The following is a 24,035-nucleotide window of genomic DNA, read 5'->3' on the forward strand; positions in this document are numbered from 1 at the left end:
GCCTCTGCCCAGCCCTGTAGCGCCGGGCGTGATCGAGACGATTACAGGCCGACCGCACAGGAGGGAACACCCATGTCCAAGACCGAAAGACCGCCCGCGGTCGCACCGGTCGCGAACCCGTCGGCGAAGGGACCCCGGCGATGGCTGCTGGTCGCCCTCCTGCTGGTCGCCATAGCCGTGATCGCGGCCGCGGTGTACGCGCTCGCCTCGCCCACGGCGAAGGCTCCGTCCGGGCTGACGGTGCAGGGCTCGATCACCATCGACGCGCCGCCCACCGGGAACCGCACCCCGACCTTCCGGGTGCTGCCCGGCGGCAAATGTCAGGGCTCCGGCGGCTACGCAGATCTCGCGCCCGGCGCGATCGTCCAGGTATCGGACGGCACGGGGCACATCCTCGGCACCTCGTCGCTCGACCACGGCTCGCAGGAGTCGATCGACGGTGTATCCCGATGCAAAATGGTCTTCATCATCCAGGATGTCGCCGTCGCCGACAGGTACGTCCTCCAGATCGCGAACCGGAACCGGATCGTCGAGACACTCGAACAGATCAGAGCCGGCGTCGACCTCACCATCGGCCGGAACTGAAGCGTTGTGCGAGAGGCTCACATGCACCAGCCGTTGCAGCCTGTCCCCGGTCCGCGACCACCCGACCACACCTGGATAGTCGTCATCGCGGCGACCGTGCTCGGCACCATCGTGACCGCTGCCAGAATTTCGCTGGAGCACGACGTGATAGTCCTGTAGAGAATCCTGTAAGGATCCGAGCGAAGATGAGTCGGTGCGCTCACCTCGTAGGTCGGCGGCACACGTTTGCAGCCAACGAATGACAGCCGCCGGTAACAATGACCACACCGTTCACGACTACTAGCCATGGATCCTGTCACCTTGGGTATCGCCGCTGCGGCGCTCCTCGCAACTAAGTTCGGCGAAGGCTTCGCCAAAGAGGCCGGCAGCTCGGCTTGGAACGGCGTCAAGCGGCTTCGCGACGCGGTAGCCGCGAAGTTCAAAGGCAAGCCTGACGACGAGACCGTGCTTCAGCAGGTGCTAGCGGATCCGCAAGACACGGAACTTCGTGCCGCACTCGCCCAGCGAATCACCGCCGCAGCCGCCGACGACGTGGGATTCCGCTCATCGCTCGCCGAACTTATCGAGCAAGCCCGTCGCGAACCGGGTGCGCAGACCGTTTTCGCACAGGCCACCGATCACGCGAAGCAAATCAACATCGCCGGGGACAACCACGGCGGGATCACCCTCTGAACTCAATGGGTGACTTTCAACCGCACGCCGACGGCAACGCCAGGCAGATCAACATCGCGGGACCCAACTACGGCCCGATCACGTTCACCGGGCTCGACCCGGATCAGCAGGCTCAGGCGGTGATCGCTGAACACCGGAAGCTTGCTGTCGCCGGCGTGCGGTCCACCATCGGCGATGAGGAATCCGGCGGGCCGCACGAGATCACGTTTGCCAACCGTCGCGAGCAGCTCACCGAAGCTCTTCTCGAAGCCGGTGTTCAAGGGTCTGCTCTGCTGATAGCCGGTGAATCCGGTACCGGTAAGAGCGCCTTGACGCTGTCAACCGTCGTTGAGCTTGAAACCGCTGACCCTGCCGAGTTCGGGGCAGTCCTGTTGAACTTCCGTGGGCTGCCTCAGTCGAACATGGAGCTTCGTGCCGTGCTCGGAATGCCGTTGGAGGACGTGCTCGGCAAACTCTCCGCATCACGGAGAATCCTGGTTGTCGACGCCGCAGATGCTGCGCTGGAGCAGTCCTCGGTGCTGTTGGCCGACCTGGTGCTGGCCGCGGCCGCCGCAGGTGTCGGGGTCGCCGCAGTCACGTCTGACGCGGCATCCGGCTTCGTGCGGGAGCAACTGGAGCTGGGTTTCGGCAAGCGCATCTCCTCCTTCACGATGAATCCCTTGGGAGACGAGGACATCGCGGTCGTCTCCGATCGCTTTCCGCTTCTGCGGGCAGTTCTCCGAGACCTGCCCGCGGACTCGCTGCTGCGACGGCCTGTCATATTGGACCTGTTGGCGCGGACAGGGTTGGAGCCCGACAGTTCATTGGGCGAGTGGGAATGCCTCGAGTTGGTGTGGAGCAGAGTCGTACGGGGCGACGGGCGCCAGGGAGTCGGCTCGCCGGAAGCTCGCCAGCAAACACTGCTCGCGGTGGCTACGTCGACGATGCAACTGCCCGAAAACGAACGGCTTAGTGCCGGTGTCGACGCTGCCGCGGTCGATGCGTTACGCCGGGACCACCTGCTTGCGCCCCCGAGCTTGTATCGGGACCAACCGGATTTCGCGCACGACGAAGTCCGCCGATACGCGACCGCCATTCTGCTGGTCCGCAGTCAGACCCCGACCGAATTGCTCGAAGCGGCCCACGTGCCTCGGTGGGCGCTGTCGGCCGCTACGCTCGCATGCAAGGGACTGCTGAAAGCACTGAATGCTCAGCCGGTTCGCTTGTTCGCCCTGATGTTCTCGCAGTTCGGAACCCTTGCGGCAGCGCACGGGGCCCGGTGGGCCGATGTCCCCGTTGAGGCGGTCCTGGATACGCCGTTCGCATACGAGTGCATGAAGGCGGCCCTCGCGGATCACCCCGTTGGCCTGGCGCTCGGCGCCGTCGTTCGGGTTGTTCGGCAGAGACACAAGGGCAACGCCGTGGTCGACGTCGTCGTTTCGGCCCCTGTCGTGCAGATTCTCCTCGACGAGGAAGTGCCGTGGGATGTGTCGGAGGAGTCGTTCGAGCTGCTCGCGGACTGGTTGCAGGCCCTTGTCTTGGCGACCGTGCCAGCTGGCAACGCGCTGCGTATACGACTACGGAGTCGCCTCCTCACGTACTGGAAGTCTTTTCCGCCCAGGGACGCTAGCGGCGATGCCCGGCCCAGCTGGATGTCCCAGCGGCGTCGGCTGCGGTGTGAACTCGACTACCACCTCACCGACAAGAAGTTCGTCGAAACCTTGGCGCTGCTCGGACCAGACATCGACGAAGCGGCCGAAGCCTGCCTGCGGGCCATCGCCGGCGACGCGCCTACATTCCTGGCTCCGGCGGCCGACTCGCCATGGAGCGCCCGGGCCGTGGCACAGAAGGACCCGGAACTGCTGGCGACGCTCATGGAGGCCTACTACATCGACGATGAGCACAGCTGGCATCGCCATGAGGGCGTCCGAAGGCATCGAGGCCGCTGGACGAGTTGGGGACCACCGTACTCTCAGTACTGGTTCGGTGGATTCTGGCAGCTGTTCCAAATGGCACCATTACCGACATCGGTACGCGTTCTGAACAACACCTTGAACAGTGGCGCACGGGCACGAGTCGAAAGGCAGGCGCGGCACAATTTTTTTGGCGCATTCGCCGGGCCGATCGCCGAACCGGATAAAAAAGCCAATGCCGACACCGAAGATACGGACGAAGAGGGCTCAGATCGCGGTGCTGTCCTGAATCTCGATGGCAGCGCTCACTTGTACCTGGGCGACGGCCACGTGTGGAGTTGGTATCGGGGCACGTCGGCGGGACCCGACTCGGCGATGAGTGCGCTCCAGGCAATGGAGCGTCTCGCCGACAATTGGCTGAGCCGGGGTGCGTCGCCGAAGAAGGTCGTCGAGATGCTCTTGGACGGATGCGACAACTTGGCGGTCCCGGGAATGCTCTTCGGTCTTCTGGTGCGTCATGTCGAGAAGCTCGACGCAGAACTCGACGCGTTCCTCGCCGAGCCGATTGTCTGGGAACTCGAGTTCGGTCGTCAGACAGGCGAGTACTCGGGCCTGCGCGCAAGAACCGAAGGACTCGCAAACCTGGAACGCCGCCGGTGGACACCACGTGAAGCGGCCGTGTGGATGATGACCCACGGTGGAGAAGCGCGCGTTCTAGCCCTGAAGAAGGCCGCCGAGCAACTGGTCAAGAACGGTGACCGGCTCGGCATAAGCCAAGACCGGACGAAGAACTGGGCCGCCAGCCTCGACTCCGAACAGTACCGAATCGCGCAGCATGGCGATGAGCACTACATCGAGGTCGCTCCGCCGCCTGAGGTCGAAGCCGCGCTGGAGAGGCACGCGGCGCACCAGGAGGTCGTGCAAACCACACTGCGGTTGCAGAACAGGTACTGGGGCTCAGTCAAGCACGACTCCGATTACGTGCCCCCGTCGCCGGAAGAGATCGCTGCGGACCTGGTTATCGGTCGTGAATTGCTCGAGTCCCATGAGGACACGACGACCTGGTCTGTGAACGCAGTGTCACATGTCGTCCGCGCAGCGGTCGAACGAGGCGCAGCCGGCGACCTCCATGCATTGGGCGACGAGAGCAACTTTGCGATCGAATTCATTCTCAAAATTGCCTTATCGTTCCAGGACGCAGAGGACCAACGCGACGAGGGGCAGTACTTCGACCAGGGTGCTGACCGGGCCGTCGCCCATGCCTTGCCAGCTTTGCTCACATCGCCGATGGCTGTGCCCTTGCAAACTGCGGGAAGCTTCATCGAGGACGTGGCCGAGGCCGGCTTTGCTATGGCAGGAAAGGCGTCGCTGGAGACTCGGCTGTACCTGGCGCGTGGATGCGACGTCGTTTGGAAAGCGGCCTGCCACGGCGATCCTTGCATCCACCGCATCGCAATGGACTGGTTGGTCGAGACCGCTCGCATCGCAGAAGTCGGGCCGTGGGACCAGGGCGGCCAGATGCGGCTGAGTGTCAGGATTGTCGGCGACGTCTCCGACCGCCTCCAGGAGTTGGACGGAGACTCCGTCGACTTCGCGGTGCTCGACGCCGTCATCCGCGGACTCGGCAAGGCTGCGGTCGTGGACCACTGCTGCACCCAGGACGCGGCGGTGAAGTTCGCCGCTCTTCTCCAGGTACAGCGACATGCCATGATCGTCCACGCAGAAGCAGTCGGGACAGCGGACGACCGAGGGACGCACACCCTCGTCGCCGCACGTGCCCTGCTCGACGGGTTTGCCAGGAACAGCGACATCGGACCGGTGCTCGAACATCTCGATGCCGTTAGCGTGAACGCCAGCCTGATGTTGAGCTTCCTTCATGGTCTCGCGGCGGCCGGCGCAGAAACCGAACGACTTGCTGAGGCCGCCCGGGGTGTTTGGCCCTCGTTGCTGGCCCACGCCCTCCGGTACCTGGGCGACGACGTGAGCCCCTACGAGGACCGCCACTGGGGCGACTGGACCGCGGCGGCTCTCCTGCCAGACCCTCTGCCCTGGGTACAAGGCATGTACAACGAAATCATCAGCGCACCGATCGACTGGGTCCGCCCCGAAGACCTCCTCAGCCTCATAGATGACTGGCTGCCCACTGCCCGAGGGAAGGCGAAGTGCGTCGACGCGCTCATCGGCATCCTGCGGAAGCTCACGGTCGACGTTCAGGTCACTCGCGGCCTGCCCTGGGTGTCCGACCTGTGCATCCAAGACGGCCGCGTCACTGTCAAACAGTCATGGCTGTCGAACGACTGGCTCAAGAAGACTCGCAGCGCCGCAGAGGAGCTTGATCGTCTCAACGACTGGCAGATGCTCGTCGATTCCCTGGTCGTCGCCGGGAACGAAGGACTGGCACCATACAGCCGCTGATGTCTCGCGGTGCCCCGTCCCCGTGCCTCTCGGGACTGCAGTAGTCCGCCCAAACCGCAAAGCAACATGTCGCGCACGAATCGGTCCGCCTGCCATTCGGCGGCGAATACCGTCGACGACAGAAAGCGCACCAGATCGCCGACGAGATGGGAAACGGTCAGGCGTTTCGAACTGCCTCGGTCAGCGGCCGCCGCTGGAAGTGCCTTGGTTGGCGGGCGAAGATGGTGCGGTGGCGGCGGGTGGAGGTGTGAGGACGCGTTCAACCAAGGCTCCTGCGGCACCGGAGCCCAGCGCGGTCGCGGCAGCGGTGAGCACAGCGAGGAGAAGTGTCGAGGCGGAGGCCGTCAGCGCGTTCATCCGGTGGAGTTCCCGGAGGTGGCGCAAGCCGTAACCATGGCACCGGAGGACCTGCCAGTCGGCCATCAACCCCAGAATCAGGCCGAACGACAGCCACTGCGCGAGTTGGAGCGTCGCGCTTGCGAGGGCGTCGTGCGCACGCGGGTCCGGGAGCAACGTAAGGCAGAGAGCCGGCCCGCTCATGGCGATGAACAGGCTGAAGCCCTTGGCGAGCCCGGTGGTTCCGCGGACCAGCGGGTACGCACCTCCCACGATCAGCCCGGCGATGGCGAACCGCAGGATGACCAGGATGCCGGCCGCCGTGTCGACGAGCCGGTACGGCCCGTCGCCCGTCAGCGTGCTGATCGCTGCCGCGACGTCCAGAACGGTCCACGGAAGCCCGATCACGAACCCGAGGCCGGCGAACTGCCGCGCGTTCCGCCATGCGGTCCCGCCACCGTAGGACGAGAAGGCGAGGCGCCGTCGCTCCGGCGAAAGCCGGTGTTCGCCGAGCGCGAGTTCAGTGATCCGCTCCAGCCGACGGTTCTGCGTGTCTTCGTCTGGCGCGTCCTCGGCGAGCTTCTGCCGCAGTTCTTTTTCGAGCGCTGCCTCGGTCCTAGCGGTGGCAGCGTCGCGGACCACCGCTCGTACCGCAGCTGTCCCCGACGCGTCAACAGCATCACCGGCCGCGGCACGCTCGGCGTCGTCAGCCGGACGGGGCAGCAGCCACACCTCGACCAGGGCCCAACCGATGAAGAACGCGACCGGCAAGCCGGGAGTGGTAGCCGAAGGACTCAGGATGCCCACGACAGTCAAAAGGACGGCGACGGCGCGGATCAGCCGGGGAGTACCGCGTATTGCTCCGTCCCCCGTGGCGGATCCGAGGTGGCGCATTAGCAGCAGCAGGAAGCCGAAGACGAACAGTGGCAGCGCACCGTCCACAGATGATGCGAAAGTGCCGAAGTCGTACCAGGTCATCGGTGGTACGCCGGCACCTCCGTAAACGACGAGCGGGACAGACAGCAGCAGCGCTACGACGACGCGCACGCCGCGCCAGCGCCGCAGGAACGGCCATCGGCCGAGCCAGACCGACGGAGGTGCCGCCTCGAGCGCGTGCCGGGCGACCCGGTCGAGTGTCAGCCAGACGAACACCGCCGCCGTCAGCGGGACCGCCGCGCCGACCGCGGTACCCAAGAACCCTTGTCGAGCGGTCACCGGCTCGATGAGCAGCAGGAGCGCGGTGAGGGTGACGCCGGCGACCATGGTGAGCCGGTCGCGCGGGCGCAGCCTCAGGGCGCGGCCGAGAATATTGATGCCGAACGCGGCGACGAGCATGGCCAGGTAGAGCGCGACGAGGTGCCCGGACCGTCCGCTGTACCACTCGGACCATCCCGGTTCCGCGGCCCACCAGAGCCAGCCGTTCCGCACGACCAAGTCGAGCAAGCCCGCCATCAGCATCAGCAAGGCGGCGGCGACGAACCACTCGACGACAATCGCCAACACCGACCACCAAAGCGGTCGGCCCGTCCCGCCGATGCGTGGATTCGGTCTCCGTACCAACGCCAGGAAGGCGACCAGCAGGGCGAGAAAACCCAGACCGACGAACACCATCGCCAAGACGCCCGGTTCAGTCGAAAGCCACGCTGCCAACGTGCGGGGCGCGTCCGGGTCGTCCCACGGCGACCACAAGGTGGCCTGACCGATGAGGACGAGAAAGCCGGCTCCGGTGAGCAGCGCCGCGATCCAGGCGATCCGGCCTTGCGTCTTCGGTGTCGCTCCCGCGAGTTTCGCCACCAGGAACCCGACGAGGGCAGCGACCTGCAACATCCAAATGACAACAAGCAGGACGGCGAGCCAGGTGGCCCAGAACGACCGCCCGGTGCCGGTAGTCGCCTGCGTCGACGCGCCGGGCCACATCAGACCGGTCGGCACGAGGACTGCCGCACTTGCGACGACGATCCACCCGACGTCCTTCGCGATCGACGATCGGCGGTCCGTGGACACGGTAACCGAGCGGAGCGTGAACCGCCGCCAGACGAAAGCGGAAGCGATAACGGTCGCGGCCGGGACCACTGCACCAGGACGCGCCATGACCGAGTCCAGCGCGGCGTCCGGCAGGGAGAATAGCTTCTCGGTCAAGTAGCTCGAGGCGAGCGAGACTATCAGGCCCACCCCGACGACAACGTGCAGAACCAACAGCGCGCGGACGATCGCGGCTGTCCGCGACCCGAGCGTGTCCACAGCGGACCGCTGCCGGAGCGATGGCTGTGCCGAGCTCGCCGGCGAACCGGCGCGCGTGCGCGTCCGGCGTGGACGACGCAACCGAAACCAGGCGATCACCAGCGGTGCCGAACTGAGCAGGGTATAGCGGATCGCGTTCAGCAAGCCGGCCGAGTGCCCGTCCGCGGCGATCAAGGGCATCCGGAGGTCCGGCTAGCCGGGTAGAGTGGCCGAGTCGGGCACCAGTTCGATCCGAGCAGCACCCATGCCGCGGAACACCGCTCGGGTCGCGGTTTGGTCCTGCCATGCACCGGCCGCGCAGCCGTCGGGACTTTGCCTCGGATCGGGCGGTGCCCCTACCGACGACACCACCATGCCCGACCCGACGACGGCGATCATCCGGTCCGCCAGCGCGGAGCAATGCTGGTACACGGGAACGACCTCTACCGAAGTCAGCTGCCCTGACCTCGTGTAGTCGGTCGCGGCCAACGTCACCGTCGTCGAACCCTGGCTCACGGAAATCTGCGGCTCGCCGTACGGCAGTGCCACCTCGGTCCCGACGCCTACAGACCACGCCAGCGCCAAACCACGCCCGCGCGCGTGGCCTTGCCGGACCAATTCGAGCAGCGGATTGCTCGTCGGGCCAGTGATCGACAGCGAGAGCTTCGCGCGCGGGACGTCGCCAGAAGAACCGGGCGCGACGACGGTCAAGGTGGCAGCCACGGACAAGGACTTGGCCGGACTGCGGCGAAGAGCGTCCTCCAGGTCCGGCGAGGTCACCGTGGTGTTCGTGACCCAGGGCTCGGGTGCGTCCTTGACTAGTTGTTCGGCAGGGGAAGACTCCTGCCGCAACACACCACTTACGTAGGTAAGCGCCACGATCGCGAGCAGCAGACCGAGGACGCCGAGGAGCGCGCGGGCGACAACACGCATTCGCCGCCCTCCAGCACCGAGATCACCAGTCCCAGATAAATCGCAGCAGCAAGTAAAGCGTTACGCCGCCCACAGCCTGCTCGAACCTCGACGAGATACACGGCTTCCACCTGCTCGACGGCTCGTACGCCGACAACCGGGATAAGGATGAGAACGAAGAACTCAACGAACGACTTGACGCCTGATCAGCGAACGCGGTTCCGGCAGAAGCCATAGCCAACCAGAACCGGCTGACCTGGCCGGACACGACGGCGGAATCCGGCTCGGCTCAAGTAACCGCCGCCACGGCTGAGCCGGGCCCGTCGCGCCACTCCGCGCGGACCACCCGCGTCAACATGCGGGAGCGGCGAGCCCCAATGCCCAACGCCTTTCGCAGCACCTCCGCCGAAACCGGACGCTGATGCCGCGCACGATGCTCCGCGTCAATCTGCCGAGCCCGCTCCACCAGACCTGGGTCAAGCTCAACTTGCCTCTTACCCGGATCGTCCGACGACAACCCAGGCTGGCCGTCCGCTGACACATCAGGATGGCGGTCAGCAGCGACGTGCACGTCGGCGAAAGCCTGCAGGAGGCCCGGGTGAGGTCGACTCGGGGCGCGGTGCTGGCCTTGCGGTCAGTCCGTTTCCCCGAGCCGCCTCCCGCACCGGACATGCGCCTCTCAACGCATCCGGCGCTCCACAAACCCCGTTGGCTGGCCGGTCGTCTCACGCCCTGCTCGGCCATGGTGACGGAATCTTCGTTCCCCGGTACCGGTAGCGAGTAGTGCTCACCGACCCAGGATTGAACAAGATCACGTCACCGTCTGCGGGCCACCACCGATCACGTGTCGCGGTGCAGTAGCGGCGACGCAGTTTCTCCCAGTTGATCCGGCGATGTTTCTTGCGAATCCAGCGCATAACCCGGTGCCACACATATGACCTCAGGTGCTGGAAAGTCGCTTGAGACACCCCCGGCCGGAAGTAGGCCGTCCAGCCCCGCAACATCGGGTTCAGCCGACGGAGCAGGTCCGCCAGCGAGTCGTTCACGTTCTGCAAGCACGCCGTCTTGACCTTCGTCGTGATCGCGCGCAGCGCTTTCTTCGACGGATAGGTGTAGACGTAGCGCTCATCTGTTCCCCTCTTGCGATGACGCTGGATGCGCCAACCGAGGAAGTCCAGACCCTCATCGATGTGAGTGATCAGCGTCTTCTCGGCCGACAGGCGAAGCCCCACCGTACCGAGCACCTCTGCCACCTCCGGGAGGAGCGCTTCGGCTTGTGCCCGGTTGCCGGACACCATGATCACGAAGTCGTCCGCGTACCGGATGAGCCGGTAGTTGGCGAGTCCGTGCCGACGCCGTTTCGCTCGTTCCACGGTGCTGATCGTGTACTGGTCGAAGTTCTCATCCAGCACCGACAGCGCCACGTTGGCCAGCAGCGGTGAGAGGATGCCACCCTGCGGAGTGCCGGTGTCGCCGCCCCAGATCTGGCCACCCTGGGCGAGGATCCCCGCTTTCAGGAAGGCTTTAATCAACAGCAGCACGCGTTTGTCCCCGATCCGTCGACGCACCCGGTCCATCAGGGCCGTGTGGTCGATCCGATCGAAACAAGCCTCGATGTCGCCCTCGACAATCCACTCATACGAGTTGGACGCCAGATGCCACGACTCGGTCACCGCGTCCTGAGCACGACGGTTCGGGCGGAACCCGTAGGAACACGGGCGAAAGTCCGCCTCGAAGATCGGCTCCAACACCAGCTTCAGGACCGCTTGCACGACCCTGTCCCGCACGGTCGGAATCCCCAGCCGACGAACTTTGCCTTTCGCCTTCGGGATGTTCACCGGCCGCACGGGCATCGGACGGAACTCGCGCGCCTTCAACTCGGCCCGCAACTGCTCCAACAGAAGATGATCCTGCCGCCACCACCGCACCGCGTGAGCGGTCATGCCGTCCGCACCGGCGGTCCTGGCGCCCTTGTTGCTCCGCACCCGAAACCACGCCACCAGAAGGAACGCGGGATGGGCAATGAGGTTGTACAGATCGTCGAACCGGCGATGAGGATCATCGACCGCCCAACGGTGCAGCTTGGCCTGGATCTCCAGTACCCGGCGTTCCGCGTCGAAGAACGCTTCCTCCAGCGCATCGGTGTTCACCGACGACCTCCTGGCATTCCAGCATCCGCACTGCTGGCTTGCTGGCCCCGTTCGCCATGTGGACGGCTTTCCCGTCCTCGGACTACTACGGAGCCTCCGCCCCACCACGCGCCTTCGACCGACGATGCGCCTATCCCGATCCCGGCCTGGCCGGCCGGTTCCGGGAACGACACGCGATGGTTCCCACGTTCACTGCTTGACCGATCGACGGAGTAGGCACCCAACTCCTGCCCCTGCGGCATCGCCGCGGGTACGCCGTGAACCTTCCCCGCGGCCTCCCTCCGGTCATTGGTAAACCAGATCGGGAGTTCGCCCGGACACCGTCCGGGGTGCGCGCCGCACTCCAGCCCATATCCGCCAGATTTGAGCTGGTGGTCCGCTTGAGGAGCGTTACTCGCTGGTTCCTGCACGTATACCTTTCCGTCTCGCTCGCCGGACCCGAACCGTCTGGCAGTACCGGCCCGTCCCGGCTTTGTCAGGGCTGCTTGCCGCCCTCACCCGCATCTCCGGGCTCAGGCTGCCCTCAGCTCCACGCCGCCCGTCACGACAGACAGCGGATGGAGTCCTCTCACCTCCACTCGGTCAAACAACGCCTCGTGGCGCACGCCAACCTCAGCCCACCCAATCAGCAGAAACGGACCGACCGAGTCGAATGCCGCCTTACCCCACTCGCCAACGCACACAGGGTCGGCCACATTCAACAACAGCGTCCCGACGCTAGCCGCCGTCAGCAGACGCCGACCTGCCCGCAGCACATCATCACTGGCCCCGGACAAAGCCAGGTGACGCGTGCCCACGAGCAACCCCAGCACCGTGAGGTCGACCGCAGGCGCTACCAGCGGCGCCACGAACACAGGTACCTGCAGCTTCAACGCCAAGCTCAACACGTTTCCAAACCCGAATAGAAACGTGAGCCCAATGACCAGCCCCATCACGACCGAGACAAACCGAGCAACCACCTGCGAATTGGCGCTCATGACGGGCTCCCACCTGAACTGGCCTCCGAACAAGACCCCGACCTCCGACGAATGACGCGGCTTCCGCATCTGACGATGCTGTGCTTTCGCCGGCCGGGTCGAAACCGGCGACGATTCGGGCCGGGGCAGGCTGGCAGGAGCTGCCGGAACAGGCCGGGACGGTAGTCGGGTGGCGGCCCGGGTCTCCAGTCCGACGGATCGACCGCGGCAACACCTGCTGGTTCCGCAATCACTGCGGACAGCCTGCTCAAAGGACGGAAACGCAAGGTCCTGCTGGCAATCACACGGGGTGAGCGGTGTTCCCGGCCGACCGGTGAGCGATATTCCCCGCACAAGCGGGATCATCCACAAACGTCCGCGACGAGAGTAGCGCCCAGTTCCCTGTGCGAATGGAGGATGGTCCCTGGCCTGGTGAGACCATCCCGACCGCGTCGGTTCTCCCCGCTCGAGCGGGAGTGGTCCCGTTGCGCAGGCCCTCGGCGACTCGGCAATCCTGTTCTCCCCGCGCGAGCGGGGAAGGTCCTGGGTCGGCGCGCTCGACGAGCGGGGGTGGTCCGCTCGGCACGATCCGGCTGGCGGCGCGGTGGTGTCCTCCCCGCGCGTGCGGAGGCGGTCATCGCCGACGCCAGTCGACCTCGCCGCCACCCGCCTAGGCTGAGTGCAGCTTCCCATCCATGCGCCACGACACCATCGGCACTGACCTTGACCCGCCGCACACCCTTGCTACGCTGCGCCCGCGAAGCCCCTTCCTAGTCAGAGAACCTGGACCCTAGACAAGTCCCAGTTCCCCTTACCCGGCAGGCACTTCGCCCCATTTCAACCCACATCACACCAATCCACATGAACGCCCGGGCTAGTTGCCTCATCGCCAATTGCAAGCCGTCAGTCCCGGGCATGCCTGATGCGCACGTCATCGACGACCCTGTTTGACACTGACGGCAACTGCGGAAATTCCGCAGTTGCCACCACCACCTAGCAACCGAGGAAGTTCCGCAGTTGCCGCCCTGGGCATAGGCGCCCGTCTTCACTTCCAATCACTCTGGTGCTAGAAGTAGAACGTCGCCTTGAACACGACAAGCACATCCCGTGAGACACGGTTTGCAATGCACAGATGAGCGTTTTATTGTTTGAAGCTTCTCGAAATCAAGGGTCGTTTAATAGCCGGATCAACAAACCACATTCTTCTTCCAGGAGGACAACTATGCCGAGCAATCCCGTTCTTGATGAAGCAGAAGATTTTGATCTCGACTTGCGAGTAGAGCCCGCCCCTGCTACTCAGGTTCACGCGCTCAGCGCGCAACCTAGTCCGGCGTACACAATCGATCTGACCTGCGTGCATACCGTTTGCCCGACAATCTGCGGGGGATGCTGACGCGAATCGCGTTGCGTTCCGCAGCCGACGTGGTGCTGGCAGCTCATCGACAGGGGACGAGATGGACCAGGAATCTCTCTTCGCCTGCGCGGACTTCGTAGGAGTGCGTGCGGCGACCCTTCCGTTGGACGCGATGGCGCGCAAATCCGACAGCGCGGACGTACACGACGCGGAGGGATTGCGCTCGAGAATCGCGGACTTGGCTGACAAGACCTTGCTGGACGCCGTTGAACTGGCCAGTCCCAGCCTCGCGAAGGCAGTCGCCAGTGCGCTGTCGCCCGGCCGGCAGGCACGAGCCGGCGAGCTGCGCCGAGTGGCGATTGCCCTGGTCAAGTACCGGCAACGAATGGCAGCTCGGCCGACGCCGTTCGGGCTGTTCGCCGGGCTGGGACTAGTCGAGGTCGGGAAGGGCGGCCGGTTGCGACTCGGTGCTGGGCACCAGTTGTTCAGCAGGCCAGACGCCGCGTGGCTAGATGCCGTACTGGACCTCCTGCGCGCTGACCCGACGCTGGTCCGCGGTCGTTTCCTGGTCTCGAACCCGCTGTGCACAGTTCGAGACGGCCGCCTCGTGCTGCTCGATCGATATGAGCGGGACGGAGTGCGGCGGGTGGAGTCGTCTGTCCGGCACACTCGCGTGGCCACCGAGGCCCTGGCCGCCGCAGAAAAGCCCGTGCAATGGGAAGAACTCGCGGACCGGCTGCGACGCAGGTTCGCGATCGGGCCTGCGATGGACCCGGTGCTGAGCGACGCACTGTGGCACCTCGTCGAAGGCCGCTTCCTGCTTGTCGACCTCGAGCCGCCGCCGGACGTCCATGACCAGCTTGCTTATGTGCTCGACCGCTTGGGCGGCGGTGCTCATCCGGTGGTGGACGAACTGCGGCAGATCCGGCGGTGCCTGCGCGAGGTGGACAGCGCTCCGTCGCCCGGCCGGGCGGGGCCGTTGCGAGCGCTGATGTCCGGCATGCGGACCTTGCATTACGTCGAGAAACCCGTTCAGGCCGACTTGCGGCTGGACATCCACGGCACGATGCCGGAAGCGGTGGCGCGTGAGGCCGAGCGGGCAGCGACGGCACTGTGGCGGCTGGGCGCGGTTCCGCGCCGAACACGATGGCACGAATACCACGCGAGGTTCCTGGAAAAGTACGGGACGGAGCGAGCGGTCGAAGTGGTCGAACTGCTCGACCCGGATCGCGGGCTGGGAACGCTCGACGATGGCATCGGGCGTACGCCGCGCCAGGAGGACGAGACGATCGCCGCGGCGCGAACTCGGGTGCTGGGCGAGTTGTCGGTAGGCGCGGTCCGGGACCGGACCAGCGAGGTCGTGCTTGACGAACATCTGCTGACCACCCTCTCCCCCGACGCTGATCGGCTGCGGACGCCTGACTCGCTGGATCTGTGCGCGGAGGTGGTCGCCGAGAGCTGGGAGGCGTTGTGCGGCGGCGATTTCCGTCTCGTAGTCGGGCCGGGAACTGGTTCGCCGATGGCGACGTCAATGTTCGGCCGATTCGCATACATGTTTCCGGAATGGGAGGAGCGGCTCTCTGATTTCGCCCGCGAGACCGCGCCGGGTCCGGAACGAAGTGTTCCGGCGAGCGTGGCTTTCCGCCCGAAAGTGTCCCGGTCGCTGAACGTCGCGACAGTTCCGCAGTGGTTGTCCGCGCGCATTCCGCTGGGGGTCGGACCGGCCCAGCGCGACGTCCGGGACCTGCAGCTGGCGAACCTGGTGGTCAAAGCCACCCGAGACCGCCTCGTGCTGCTGGACCGCGTCAGCGGACAGCAGGTGGTGCCCGTGCTGCACTCGATGCTCAACCGCGGCGAACGATTCGTGCCCGAGGTAGCGCGATTCCTGCTCGATCTGGGGTCCCAAGACCTCAACCCGCTCCGGCCGTGGAATTGGGGGCGCTGGGCAGACGCGCCGTTCCTGCCCAGAGTCCGGTACGGACGGACCGTGCTGTCGCCGGCGCGATGGCTGCCCGACGCGACGATGCGGTCGCAGTGCCGGGATCCGGAACTCTGGCCGGCCCAGGTGGAAACGTGGCGGGAACGCTGGGGGGTGCCCCGGAGCGTGCGACTGGCGACCGCCGACCGCCGTCTCGCAGTCGACCTGGACGACCCTCTTCATCTCATGGTGTTCAGCGACGAGTTGCGCCGCGACCCACGCCTGGAAGTGACCGAACAGCCTGCTGGAGCGCACGAGAACGGCTGGTTGCACGGCGCAGCGGGGGCGCATGCGGCCGAACTCGTGCTGCCCATGCGACGTCGCACCTCCCGCCTGGAAGCAGCCCCGCCGGATCGCGACGAGATGGTCGTGAAGCCCGTTCCTTGCCGCCGGGAGGATCTGCTGCGATTGCCGGGCGGGGAGTGGCTGTACGCCAAGCTGTACGCCAGCGAGCCCGCGCAACAGCGGATATTGGCGGCCAAGCTTCCGACCCTGGTTGCCGACGGCTGCCTTCGCGCTCTTGGCGTCGAGAACTGGTTCTTCGTTCGCTACGCCGACCCCGAACCGCACCTCCGGCTGCGTTTCCACGGTGAGGCAGGCGCGCTCTGGGGACAACTTCTGCCGCGTTTACAGGCGTGGTCCGCGGAGCTGCGCGTGGCGGGTTTGCTGACCTCTCTCTGCCTAGACAGCTACGATCCCGAGGCCGAGCGCTACGGGGGTCTCGCGGCGCTGCCTGCCGCGGAGCGGGTCTTTCACGCAGACAGCCAGCTCAGCCTCGCCCTCGCTCCGGTCGTGGTTCGGTCTGACCACGAACCGTCCGGTGCCGTACTGGCGGCGATGAGCGTGCTGAGGCTCCTGCTCGCGTTCAAACCGGCGGCAGAGGTCCTCGACCAGATAACCGGGTGGGCTGACACCGCAGAGCGGCACCGCGTGTCTCGTACCGAACGAGAAAGCTTCGCCTCGTTGATCACGCCGGACGGATATCCGCGGCCCGACGCGGATCTGCGCGACGGTGGCGAACTGACCGCGATGTGGCAACGACGCGATCTCGCGCTCGCCCGCTACGCGTCCGCGCTGGCAGCCTCCGGCACAGCCCGGCCCAGCACAATCGCGGAAGTCCTGGCACACCTGCATTGCAACCGGATGTTCGGCACTGGCCGCGGCTCAGAGCGGTCGGCCTACGCGCTGATCGGAGAAGGGCTGCGCTTGCGTTCGGACCGTTGGAGGCACGGACGATGACGCTCGACGAAGCCCTGCGGAAACGCGCGACGGACACCGCTCTGCTAGTCGCTGAACGGTTGCGAGAGCCGCGATCTGTGGCGCGCATCGCCGAGGCCTCCCGCCAGACGCTGGCCGACGGGAGCTATCCGGCTTGGCGTCCGGACGGGCTTTGGGGCGGTCACGCCGGCATCTCAGTGCTGTACGCCCGTCTCTCCCACCATGACGACACGTGGTCCGCGCCTGCCCACGCACACCTCAGCGCCGCGGCGAGCGCGGCCGGGACAGAACATCGAACAACGTTCGCGGGCGCGGAGGTGGCGCTCGCGGCCAGTCTCTTCCGAGCCGCCCGCGGCGGCTACACCAGGCTCTTGAGTCAGGCCGCCAAAGCTGCTGCCAACGTTGGCCTCGCCCGCGCCCGCCGCACGCTCTCAGCCGGTCAGTCCGTCGCGGAGACCGGCGGCTACGACGTGATTACCGGCCTTTCCGGCCAGGGACGAATCCTGCTGCTCCTCGCCGAGCAGGGTTTCGAAGACTGCGCCGAGGCCTTGAACGAAATACTTCGTTGTCTCGTGCCGATTACCGAGCCGGTCCTGGCCTACGGGACCGAGGTGCCGGGTTGGTGGACGTCGCCGGACAACTACCCGCTGCCCGACGACCGGCTCCGCTATCCGCGAGGAGACTTCAACATCGGACTCGCGCACGGAATCGCGGGACCGCTGGCGCTGTTCGCCATCGCCCAGTCCGCCGGGCACGACGTCGACGGACTGCGACAGGCTAGTGAACACATCGTCGACTGGCTCCTGAGCTGGCAGGCGGAGGACCGGTTCGGGCCGTACTGGCCAAGCCGGATCAGCTTCGAGGACCATGCGGCGCAATGCCTGCCGGACAGCATTCGGGTCCAAACGGCCTGGTGTTACGGCACTCCGGGCACCGCCCGCGCCATTCAACTGGCCGGACAGGTGCTCGGAAGACCAGAACTCAGCTCCGTGGCCGCCGCAGCCATGTGCGCCGCTGTCGAACGCGCAGCCGCCGGACAGCCGAGAAGCTCGAATCTGTGTCACGGTGTCGCCGGCTTGCTTCACGTCGCCAGCCGTATCGGCCAGGACGCTGAAGACGGCCGATTGGCCCGCCTCGCTGCCGGGCTCACCCGTGAACTGATCGACCGATACGACGAAACCGTCGAATTCGGCTACCAAGAAAGCATTCCAGCCGGACGCGGATACCTCGGCTGCAATGATCCCGGGCTGCTCCAAGGCGCTTCCGGCATCGCGCTTGCCCTGCATACCGCCGCCAACCCGGACAACGAGACGGCGCCGCACTGGGATGCACCGATGATGCTGACCTGACCAGCGATCCACATCGACCGGCCGGGTCGGCGGCTTGTTTTACGCTCGTCCCGCGCCGGCGACCTCGACACCTGCCTTTGTCAACTCGCCGGCCTCAGCCGGGAAACCAAGGAGAATCTTGCCGTCCTCACGCGCACCTGACGGATCCCGCTATTCACTTCGCACCGCGTCCGACCGCGATTGGCGCGATCTGACTCGAACCATTGAGCTGTCCTACGGCGGGCACCCTGATCCGGCAGAGGTGCATCAGGTCAACAAAGATCTATTCGAACCTGAACGGTCTCTCGCGACGTACCATCGCGACAAAATCTGCGCCACCGCACTTGTCTATTCCCTTAACATGACAATTCCCGGTGGAATTCAGCCAATTGCCGGCATCGGATACGTCAGCGTCGACCCGACCCACCGGCGAAGAGGCCTGATGAGCGAGATGATGGCCAACATCTTGCACGGCCTTCACCATTCCGGAACGGAACCGGTCGCCGCGCTGCAGCCGAGCGAGTCGGCCATCTATTCCCGGCTAGGCTTCGGGGCTGCGAACCAGGTGGTACGTCTCGAGATCCCGCGCAAACCACACGCCTTCTCCCTACTGCCGCGCGGCGAGGACCTGCCCGCAACCATCATCGACCCGCAGACCTGCCTCGACGAAATCCGCGACGTGTACCAGGCGAACGTTCCCCAACGGGCCGGGATGCTCCATTACGACAAAAGATGGGCGGCCAAGGCAGTACTGGACCCGCCAACCGCCCGAAACGGTGCCGCGCCATTACAGTGCCTCACGGTCAGCGAGGCCGGTGCGCCCGCCGGCTACGCCCTCTTTACGACTCGCCCCCAAGACGACAGTCCCGATCCCCCGCTCGCCGTTCTCGTCCGCGAACTGTTCGCGACCAGCCCGAAAGCCTACGCGCAGCTGTGGCGAACACTCCTGGACCTGGACCTCAGCACCACCGTGATCGCGCACACGCGCCCTCTCGACGACACGCTTCTCGTTCTTCTCGACGACCCGCGCAGCGCGGTTCCGACCGTTCGCGACCAGCTGCACGTCAGGCTGATCGATGTCGACCGGGCCCTTGCCCTCAGAACGTATTCAGCCGAGGTCGACGTCGTTATCGAGACAACAGATCGTCTTTGCGAGTGGAATGTGGGACGATGGCGTATCCAGGGCGGCCCCGAGGGAGCCAGCTGCACTCGCACCACCTCTGCACCCGACCTGGTGATGTCCGTGCGCGAACTGGGGTCGGCATACCTGGGTGGCATCTCCCTGACCCAACTCGCCCGCGCCGGACGCATCGAGGAGATGCGCACCGGCGCGCTGGACGCGGCCTGCAGGGCATTTCGCACTGATCCGCTTCCGTTCTGCTCCTTGATGTTCTGAGCCCGTTCTTCCCGCCGTTCACACCGATTGACGAGGTGACCGCAGTGCCCGGCCCCGGATATGCTTTCTACGACCAAGAAGAAGAACGCAGTGTCCTCGCCGTACTTCAGGCATTACTGAACAGCAGGGACACCTACGGCAAACCACAACTGATTTCGCAGGCTCGCAGCTTCGAGGAAGCCGCCGGCGAGCGATTGAACAGCCCGTATTGCCTGTCTCTGAACAGCGGTACTTCTGCGTTGCTCGCCGGGCTGGCGGCTCTCGGAATCGGCCCCGGCGACGAGGTCATCGTTCCGGGATTCATGTTCATCGCCACGATCAGCACTGTCGTCCACAGCGGAGCCACCCCGGTCTTCGCGGAGATCGACACGTCACTCACGCTCGATCCCCAGGACGTCCGACGCAAGATCACCGAACGGACGCGTGCGATCGTCGCGGTACACATGCTCGGCGCGTCCTGCGACATGGCCGCGCTGTCCCAAATCGCCGAGGAAAACGGCCTGTACCTCATCGAGGACGTCGCACAGGCATGCGGTGGCACCTACCGCGGAGCGCCGCTCGGGACACTCGGCGACGTCGGCGCCTTTTCACTGGACACCTTCAAGGTGATCAACGGCGGCGGTGCCGGAGGATTCCTGCTGATGAAAGACGGACGACTGTTCCAGCGGGCTTACTCGTTCCATGATCAGGGCTGGTTCCCCGGCCGGGAGGAAACCGGAGACGGCGACGTGATCTTCGGGTTGAACTTGCGGATGCCTGAATTCAATGCCGCGTTCGCGCGTGCTCAGCTCGCCAAGCTCGACACCGTGCTTGAGCGCACCCGGCTCGTGAAAAGCCAGCTCGACAAGCTCATCCCGCTCAGGCCCGGCCTGGAGCAACGTCGCCTGAACGACCCCGACGGCGACTGCGCGACGGTCTCAGTCTACCTGTTCGACCAGCCGGAAGCCGCGCAAGCGGTCGCCCAAGAACTCGGCTGCTCGACCCTGGACAAGTCGCGGCGACACTACTACGCCCAAATCAACGCACTCTCGCCCCCGCCGGACCAGGAGGCTCCCACTTGCCCGTTCCAGCATAAGCCGGGAGAGAAGCGCCGAAACACACTGGCACCGGGAGAGCTGCCGAGGACCGACAATCTGCTCAGTCGCGCCGTCGCCCTTTCCGTCGGGCTCTCGGACAGTTACCTTGGCTCAGGGTTCGGCGCCTCCGTCCGCAGTGATCCCGACGAATTGTCTGGCATCGCGGACCGGTTCTCCGCCGCGGCGGCGCAAGCGCTCAGGTGAAGGGCCTGAAAGCCTGCCCGCGCTTCTCACCGACCTCTGATAAACGGAAGGTTTTCTTGTGACGTCGTCAGAACAAGAACTCATTGACAAGGCGGTACGCGACGCGATCTACTACCCCGTATCCGATCAGTCCATGCAGCGGGGCGAGGGAATCTATCTGTATGACCTCGAGGATAAAGAGTACATTGACTGCGCCTCCGCCACGTTCAATCTCAGCCTGGGGTACGGACACCCTGCGGTCGTCTCCGCCATCCAGCAGCAGGCAGCGGAACTGATCCACGTCACCTCGAGTTTCCAGTCCGCACCGATCTCCGACCTCGTCCGAAGGCTGGTCGAGATATCGCCGAAGAACCTCACCAAAGTGCACCTGAAGGTGTCCGGCGGCTCGGAAGCGAACGAAGGCGCCGTGAAGATGGCGCAATACGCTACCGGGAAAAAGGACGTCATCACACTTTTTCGCAGTCATCTCGGCCAGACCATGATGATGGCTTCGCTGTCCGGAAACGCATTCCGCCGGCAGCCCTTTCCGTTGACCTACCCTGGCGGACTCCACGTTCCCGACCCCTACTGCTTCCGCTGCTTCTACGGGCAGACCAGGGAAACCTGCGGGTTGATGTGCGTCGACCGAATCGACGACTTCATCGAGTTCGCCAGCAGCGGGCGGGTGGCAGCGGTCATGGTTGAGCCGGTTTCCGGCAACGGCGGCAACATCGTTCCCCCCGACGGATATTTCCAGCAGCTCAGGAAGTTCTGCGATGAACGAGATATCGCACTGATCTTCGACGAGATCCAGACCGGCATCGGCCGAACCGGCCAGATGTTCGCGGCCCAGCATTTCGACGTGCAACCTGATGCGATCACGGTAGGCAAGGGGCTGGGCGGAGCCGGAGCCCAGGTCGCCGGAATTCTCACCAATGAGCGACTGGCGGGCCTGCCCGGGAACCATCACTCGTTCACCTACGGCGCGAACTTGCTCGCCGCCGCGGCAGCCAATGCCACCGTCGACATCATCAGACAGCCCGAATTCCTCGCGAACGTAAGATCCGTCGGAAACCACATCCTGGCGCGCCTGGCGGAGCTCAAGAAAAGCTACCCGGCCATCGGGGACGTGCGCGGAATAGGACTCATGTTGGGGATGGAGATCATTGAGCCGGACAACAGTCCGGCAGTGAAGGCGACCAATCATTTGGCCGCGGCCGCACAGCGCCATGGCCTTATTATCCGAACTTCAAGATACGGCTACGGTAATGTCCTGAAGATCCGGCCGCCGCTGATCATGACACATGACGAAGCAGACATTGTCTGCGACCGTCTCGAGATGCTGTTCAGGGAGGAATTCGCGTGAAAAATCTTATTGTAGGCCTCGCGCAGGCTATCCGCACAGAAGTGCTCGCCCGCAGGCCGGTCGGTGCCGGGCGGTCCGTGCTGCACGACTCCCCCGGCGGAGACGCCCAGTTCGACATCGACGAGGTCGCCGAAGAGGCGATCTGGCGCTATCTGAAGAGTGAATGCGGCGACCCCATCGCGGTATACACCGAGGACCACGGCCTGCGGAACCTCGGACGCAATCCGCGCCACCTGCTGGTGATCGATCCCATCGACGGTACGCGCCCGGCCTCAGCGGGGCTGGAGATGGCGAACGTGTCCATCGCCTCGGCCCCGATGTCCGAAGACCCGATTATGTCCGATGTGGACCACGCGTTGCTAATGGAGCTGTCCACCGGCAGATGGATGTACGCGGATGCGAACAGCCCGGAATTGACGACCGAAGGGTACATCCAGCAGATTCCGTGCCTGAGCGCCAATGACGATCTTGCACGCATGTTCTGGTCGATCGAATTCAACGGTCATCCCATGCACCTGATGAACACCGCATACGGACATCTGGTTAACCAGTCCGCGAACACCGGAGGCGTGTTCGTCTTCAACAGCGCTTCATTCTCGATCTCCCGGTTGATCACCGGACAGCTCGATGCCTATGTCGACATCGGCAATCGCATCCTCCGCGACCGTCCGGAGACGCGCGAAGAGTTCCTCGCGGCAGGCCGCGGTAATATTCTGCACCTGTTTCCGTACGACATCGCCGCCAGCGTGCTGCTCGCTGAGCGCAGCGGCGTGACCATCACCGACGCTTATGGAGAACCGCTCGGCAAGACCCGGCTGCTCGACCTCGCGCCGACGAACCAGCAGTCATGTATCGCCGCGGCGAACCCTCGGCTGCACGAGCGACTGCTGGACTCGATCGAGTGGTCATCCGATGACAATGGCATTGTGAGGTGATGTGGCGATGAAAGCGTTGGCATTGACAGAAGACCAGACCTTGCAGCTTGTCGACCGCCCGGATCCGATCGCGTCCGGCCCCCGTGATGTGGTGGTCAAGGTTACCCAGACCGGCATCTGCGGCACCGACCGGAGCGTTCTGGTCGGGAAGTTCCGGGCCGCGCCGGGGACGATCATGGGGCACGAGGCGATCGGCGTCGTCGCGGAGACCGGGCCCGCGGTCACCGGCCTGCGCGTGGGCGATCGAGTCGTGGTGAATCCGACTCTCTACTGCGGCCGATGCGACTACTGTCTCCGCGGCAAGCGCAACCATTGCCTCAACAAGGCAGGCACCGAGGTAGGGATCGACCGAGACGGCTCGTATGCGGAATACATCGTCTTGGAGGATCTGTTCCTTCATCTGATTCCGTCTGACACGAGCGACGACCGTGCGGTGCTGATCGAGCCGCTCGCCTGCGTGCTCAATAACATCGACGCCGCGCGGATGACTCCGGCCAGCACGGTTACCGTACTCGGCGGTGGTCCGATCGGGCTGCTGTGCGTTCTCGTCCTCGCTCATTTCGGCCACCCGGTGACCTTGGTCGAGCAGGACACCTATCGCCGGAGTTTCGCCACGACGTTCCTCGACGGCGTTCCGGAGAACTCGGTCCGGATCGTGGGAGCGGACGAGCTCGGCCAGCTGCCCGGGACCGACGTGGTGATCGACACCGTCGGCGGATTGCTGGACAAGGCGCTGGCGCACGTGTCGGCGGGCGGCCTGGTGGTGATCATGGGCTTCGACAGCCGGGCCGCGGTCACAGTCAGGCCTCTCGAGATCCTGCAGCGAGGCATCTCGATCGTCGGTGCCGGCGACTTCCAGCCGGAAGTGTTTCCCCGAGCCATCGATCTGGCACGCCGTCTGCCTCTGGAGCGGCTGATCACCCACCGATTCCCGCTTGAACGACATGACGAAGCGTTCCAGGCGCTGGCGGGCACAGTCGGCCGAAGTGCGAACTATTCCGCACAGAAGGTAGTGATCCAGTCAAGTTCGCCGGCCAACGATGCGCACTGACCGGAAACGACT

Annotated in this window: 14 protein-coding genes and 1 pseudogene; 11 read left to right on the forward strand and 4 right to left on the reverse strand. The window is 65.1% G+C overall.

The features are described 5' to 3' along the window. Positions 1 to 72 precede the first annotated feature (72 nt). The 4 genes from L3Q65_RS24330 to L3Q65_RS24345 all read left to right on the forward strand — a co-directional run bounded on the left by L3Q65_RS24330 (position 73) and on the right by L3Q65_RS24345 (position 5,564). Positions 73 to 585 carry a hypothetical protein gene (locus L3Q65_RS24330; RefSeq protein WP_237596715.1) on the forward strand — a complete coding sequence of 171 codons (513 nt, stop codon included), beginning with the start codon at positions 73 to 75 and terminating at the stop codon, positions 583 to 585. A 21-nt stretch (positions 586 to 606) separates the two neighbouring features. Then, complete coding sequence (locus L3Q65_RS24335) at positions 607 to 744, forward strand: hypothetical protein (RefSeq protein WP_237596716.1); 138 nt, start codon at positions 607 to 609, stop codon at positions 742 to 744. A 126-nt stretch (positions 745 to 870) separates the two neighbouring features. Continuing rightward, entirely contained in the window at positions 871 to 1,257 is a 387-nt protein-coding gene (locus L3Q65_RS24340) for a hypothetical protein (protein WP_237596717.1), read from the forward strand. Positions 1,258 to 1,262: 5 nt separating this feature from the next. Continuing rightward, positions 1,263 to 5,564: a hypothetical protein gene (locus L3Q65_RS24345; protein ID WP_237596718.1), complete on the forward strand. Its 4,302-nt coding sequence runs from the start codon at positions 1,263 to 1,265 to the stop codon at positions 5,562 to 5,564. A gap of 180 nt (positions 5,565 to 5,744) precedes the next feature. Here L3Q65_RS24345 and L3Q65_RS24350 read toward each other — a convergent pair whose 3' ends face one another. The 4 genes and pseudogenes from L3Q65_RS24350 to L3Q65_RS24365 form a co-directional block, all read right to left on the reverse strand. Next, a complete protein-coding gene (locus tag L3Q65_RS24350; protein WP_237596719.1) occupies positions 5,745 to 8,321 on the reverse strand; it encodes a hypothetical protein in 2,577 nt (858 codons plus the stop codon). A gap of 12 nt (positions 8,322 to 8,333) precedes the next feature. Further along, positions 8,334 to 9,053 (reverse strand): hypothetical protein, encoded by a 720-nt coding sequence (locus L3Q65_RS24355; protein ID WP_237596720.1) that lies wholly within the window; start codon positions 9,051 to 9,053, stop codon positions 8,334 to 8,336. Between the two features lie 704 nt (positions 9,054 to 9,757). Next, a complete protein-coding gene (gene ltrA, locus L3Q65_RS24360) occupies positions 9,758 to 11,182 on the reverse strand; it encodes a group II intron reverse transcriptase/maturase (protein ID WP_237596721.1) in 1,425 nt (474 codons plus the stop codon). Between the two features lie 605 nt (positions 11,183 to 11,787). Continuing rightward, positions 11,788 to 12,159 (reverse strand): annotated as a pseudogene (locus L3Q65_RS24365) (hypothetical protein); the annotation flags it as partial. Between the two features lie 1,433 nt (positions 12,160 to 13,592). On the opposite strand from L3Q65_RS24365, the gene L3Q65_RS24370 reads away from it, so the two are divergent. The 7 genes from L3Q65_RS24370 to L3Q65_RS24400 all read left to right on the forward strand — a co-directional run bounded on the left by L3Q65_RS24370 (position 13,593) and on the right by L3Q65_RS24400 (position 24,023). Continuing rightward, the gene (locus L3Q65_RS24370) at positions 13,593 to 16,709 is read left to right on the forward strand and encodes a lantibiotic dehydratase (protein WP_237596723.1); all 3,117 of its coding nucleotides are present in this window, start codon (positions 13,593 to 13,595) and stop codon (positions 16,707 to 16,709) included. Continuing rightward, positions 16,706 to 18,037 (forward strand): lanthionine synthetase C family protein, encoded by a 1,332-nt coding sequence (locus L3Q65_RS24375; RefSeq protein ID WP_237596724.1) that lies wholly within the window; start codon positions 16,706 to 16,708, stop codon positions 18,035 to 18,037. The genes L3Q65_RS24370 and L3Q65_RS24375 overlap by 4 nt, the downstream gene beginning before the upstream one ends. A 118-nt stretch (positions 18,038 to 18,155) precedes the next feature. Beyond that, a complete protein-coding gene (locus L3Q65_RS24380) occupies positions 18,156 to 19,412 on the forward strand; it encodes a GNAT family N-acetyltransferase (RefSeq protein WP_237596725.1) in 1,257 nt (418 codons plus the stop codon). A gap of 35 nt (positions 19,413 to 19,447) precedes the next feature. Continuing rightward, positions 19,448 to 20,692: an aminotransferase class I/II-fold pyridoxal phosphate-dependent enzyme gene (locus L3Q65_RS24385; RefSeq protein ID WP_237596726.1), complete on the forward strand. Its 1,245-nt coding sequence runs from the start codon at positions 19,448 to 19,450 to the stop codon at positions 20,690 to 20,692. 58 nt (positions 20,693 to 20,750) lie between these two features. Continuing rightward, positions 20,751 to 22,037 carry an aspartate aminotransferase family protein gene (locus tag L3Q65_RS24390; protein ID WP_237596727.1) on the forward strand — a complete coding sequence of 429 codons (1,287 nt, stop codon included), beginning with the start codon at positions 20,751 to 20,753 and terminating at the stop codon, positions 22,035 to 22,037. Then, complete coding sequence (locus tag L3Q65_RS24395) at positions 22,034 to 22,972, forward strand: inositol monophosphatase family protein (RefSeq protein WP_237596728.1); 939 nt, start codon at positions 22,034 to 22,036, stop codon at positions 22,970 to 22,972. The genes L3Q65_RS24390 and L3Q65_RS24395 overlap by 4 nt, the downstream gene beginning before the upstream one ends. A 7-nt stretch (positions 22,973 to 22,979) precedes the next feature. Continuing rightward, positions 22,980 to 24,023 carry a zinc-binding dehydrogenase gene (locus L3Q65_RS24400; RefSeq protein WP_237600935.1) on the forward strand — a complete coding sequence of 348 codons (1,044 nt, stop codon included), beginning with the start codon at positions 22,980 to 22,982 and terminating at the stop codon, positions 24,021 to 24,023. Positions 24,024 to 24,035 lie beyond the last annotated feature (12 nt).

It is taken from the genome of Amycolatopsis sp. FU40, assembly GCF_021903635.1.
GTDB classification, from domain to species: Bacteria; Actinomycetota; Actinomycetes; order Mycobacteriales; family Pseudonocardiaceae; genus Amycolatopsis; species Amycolatopsis dendrobii.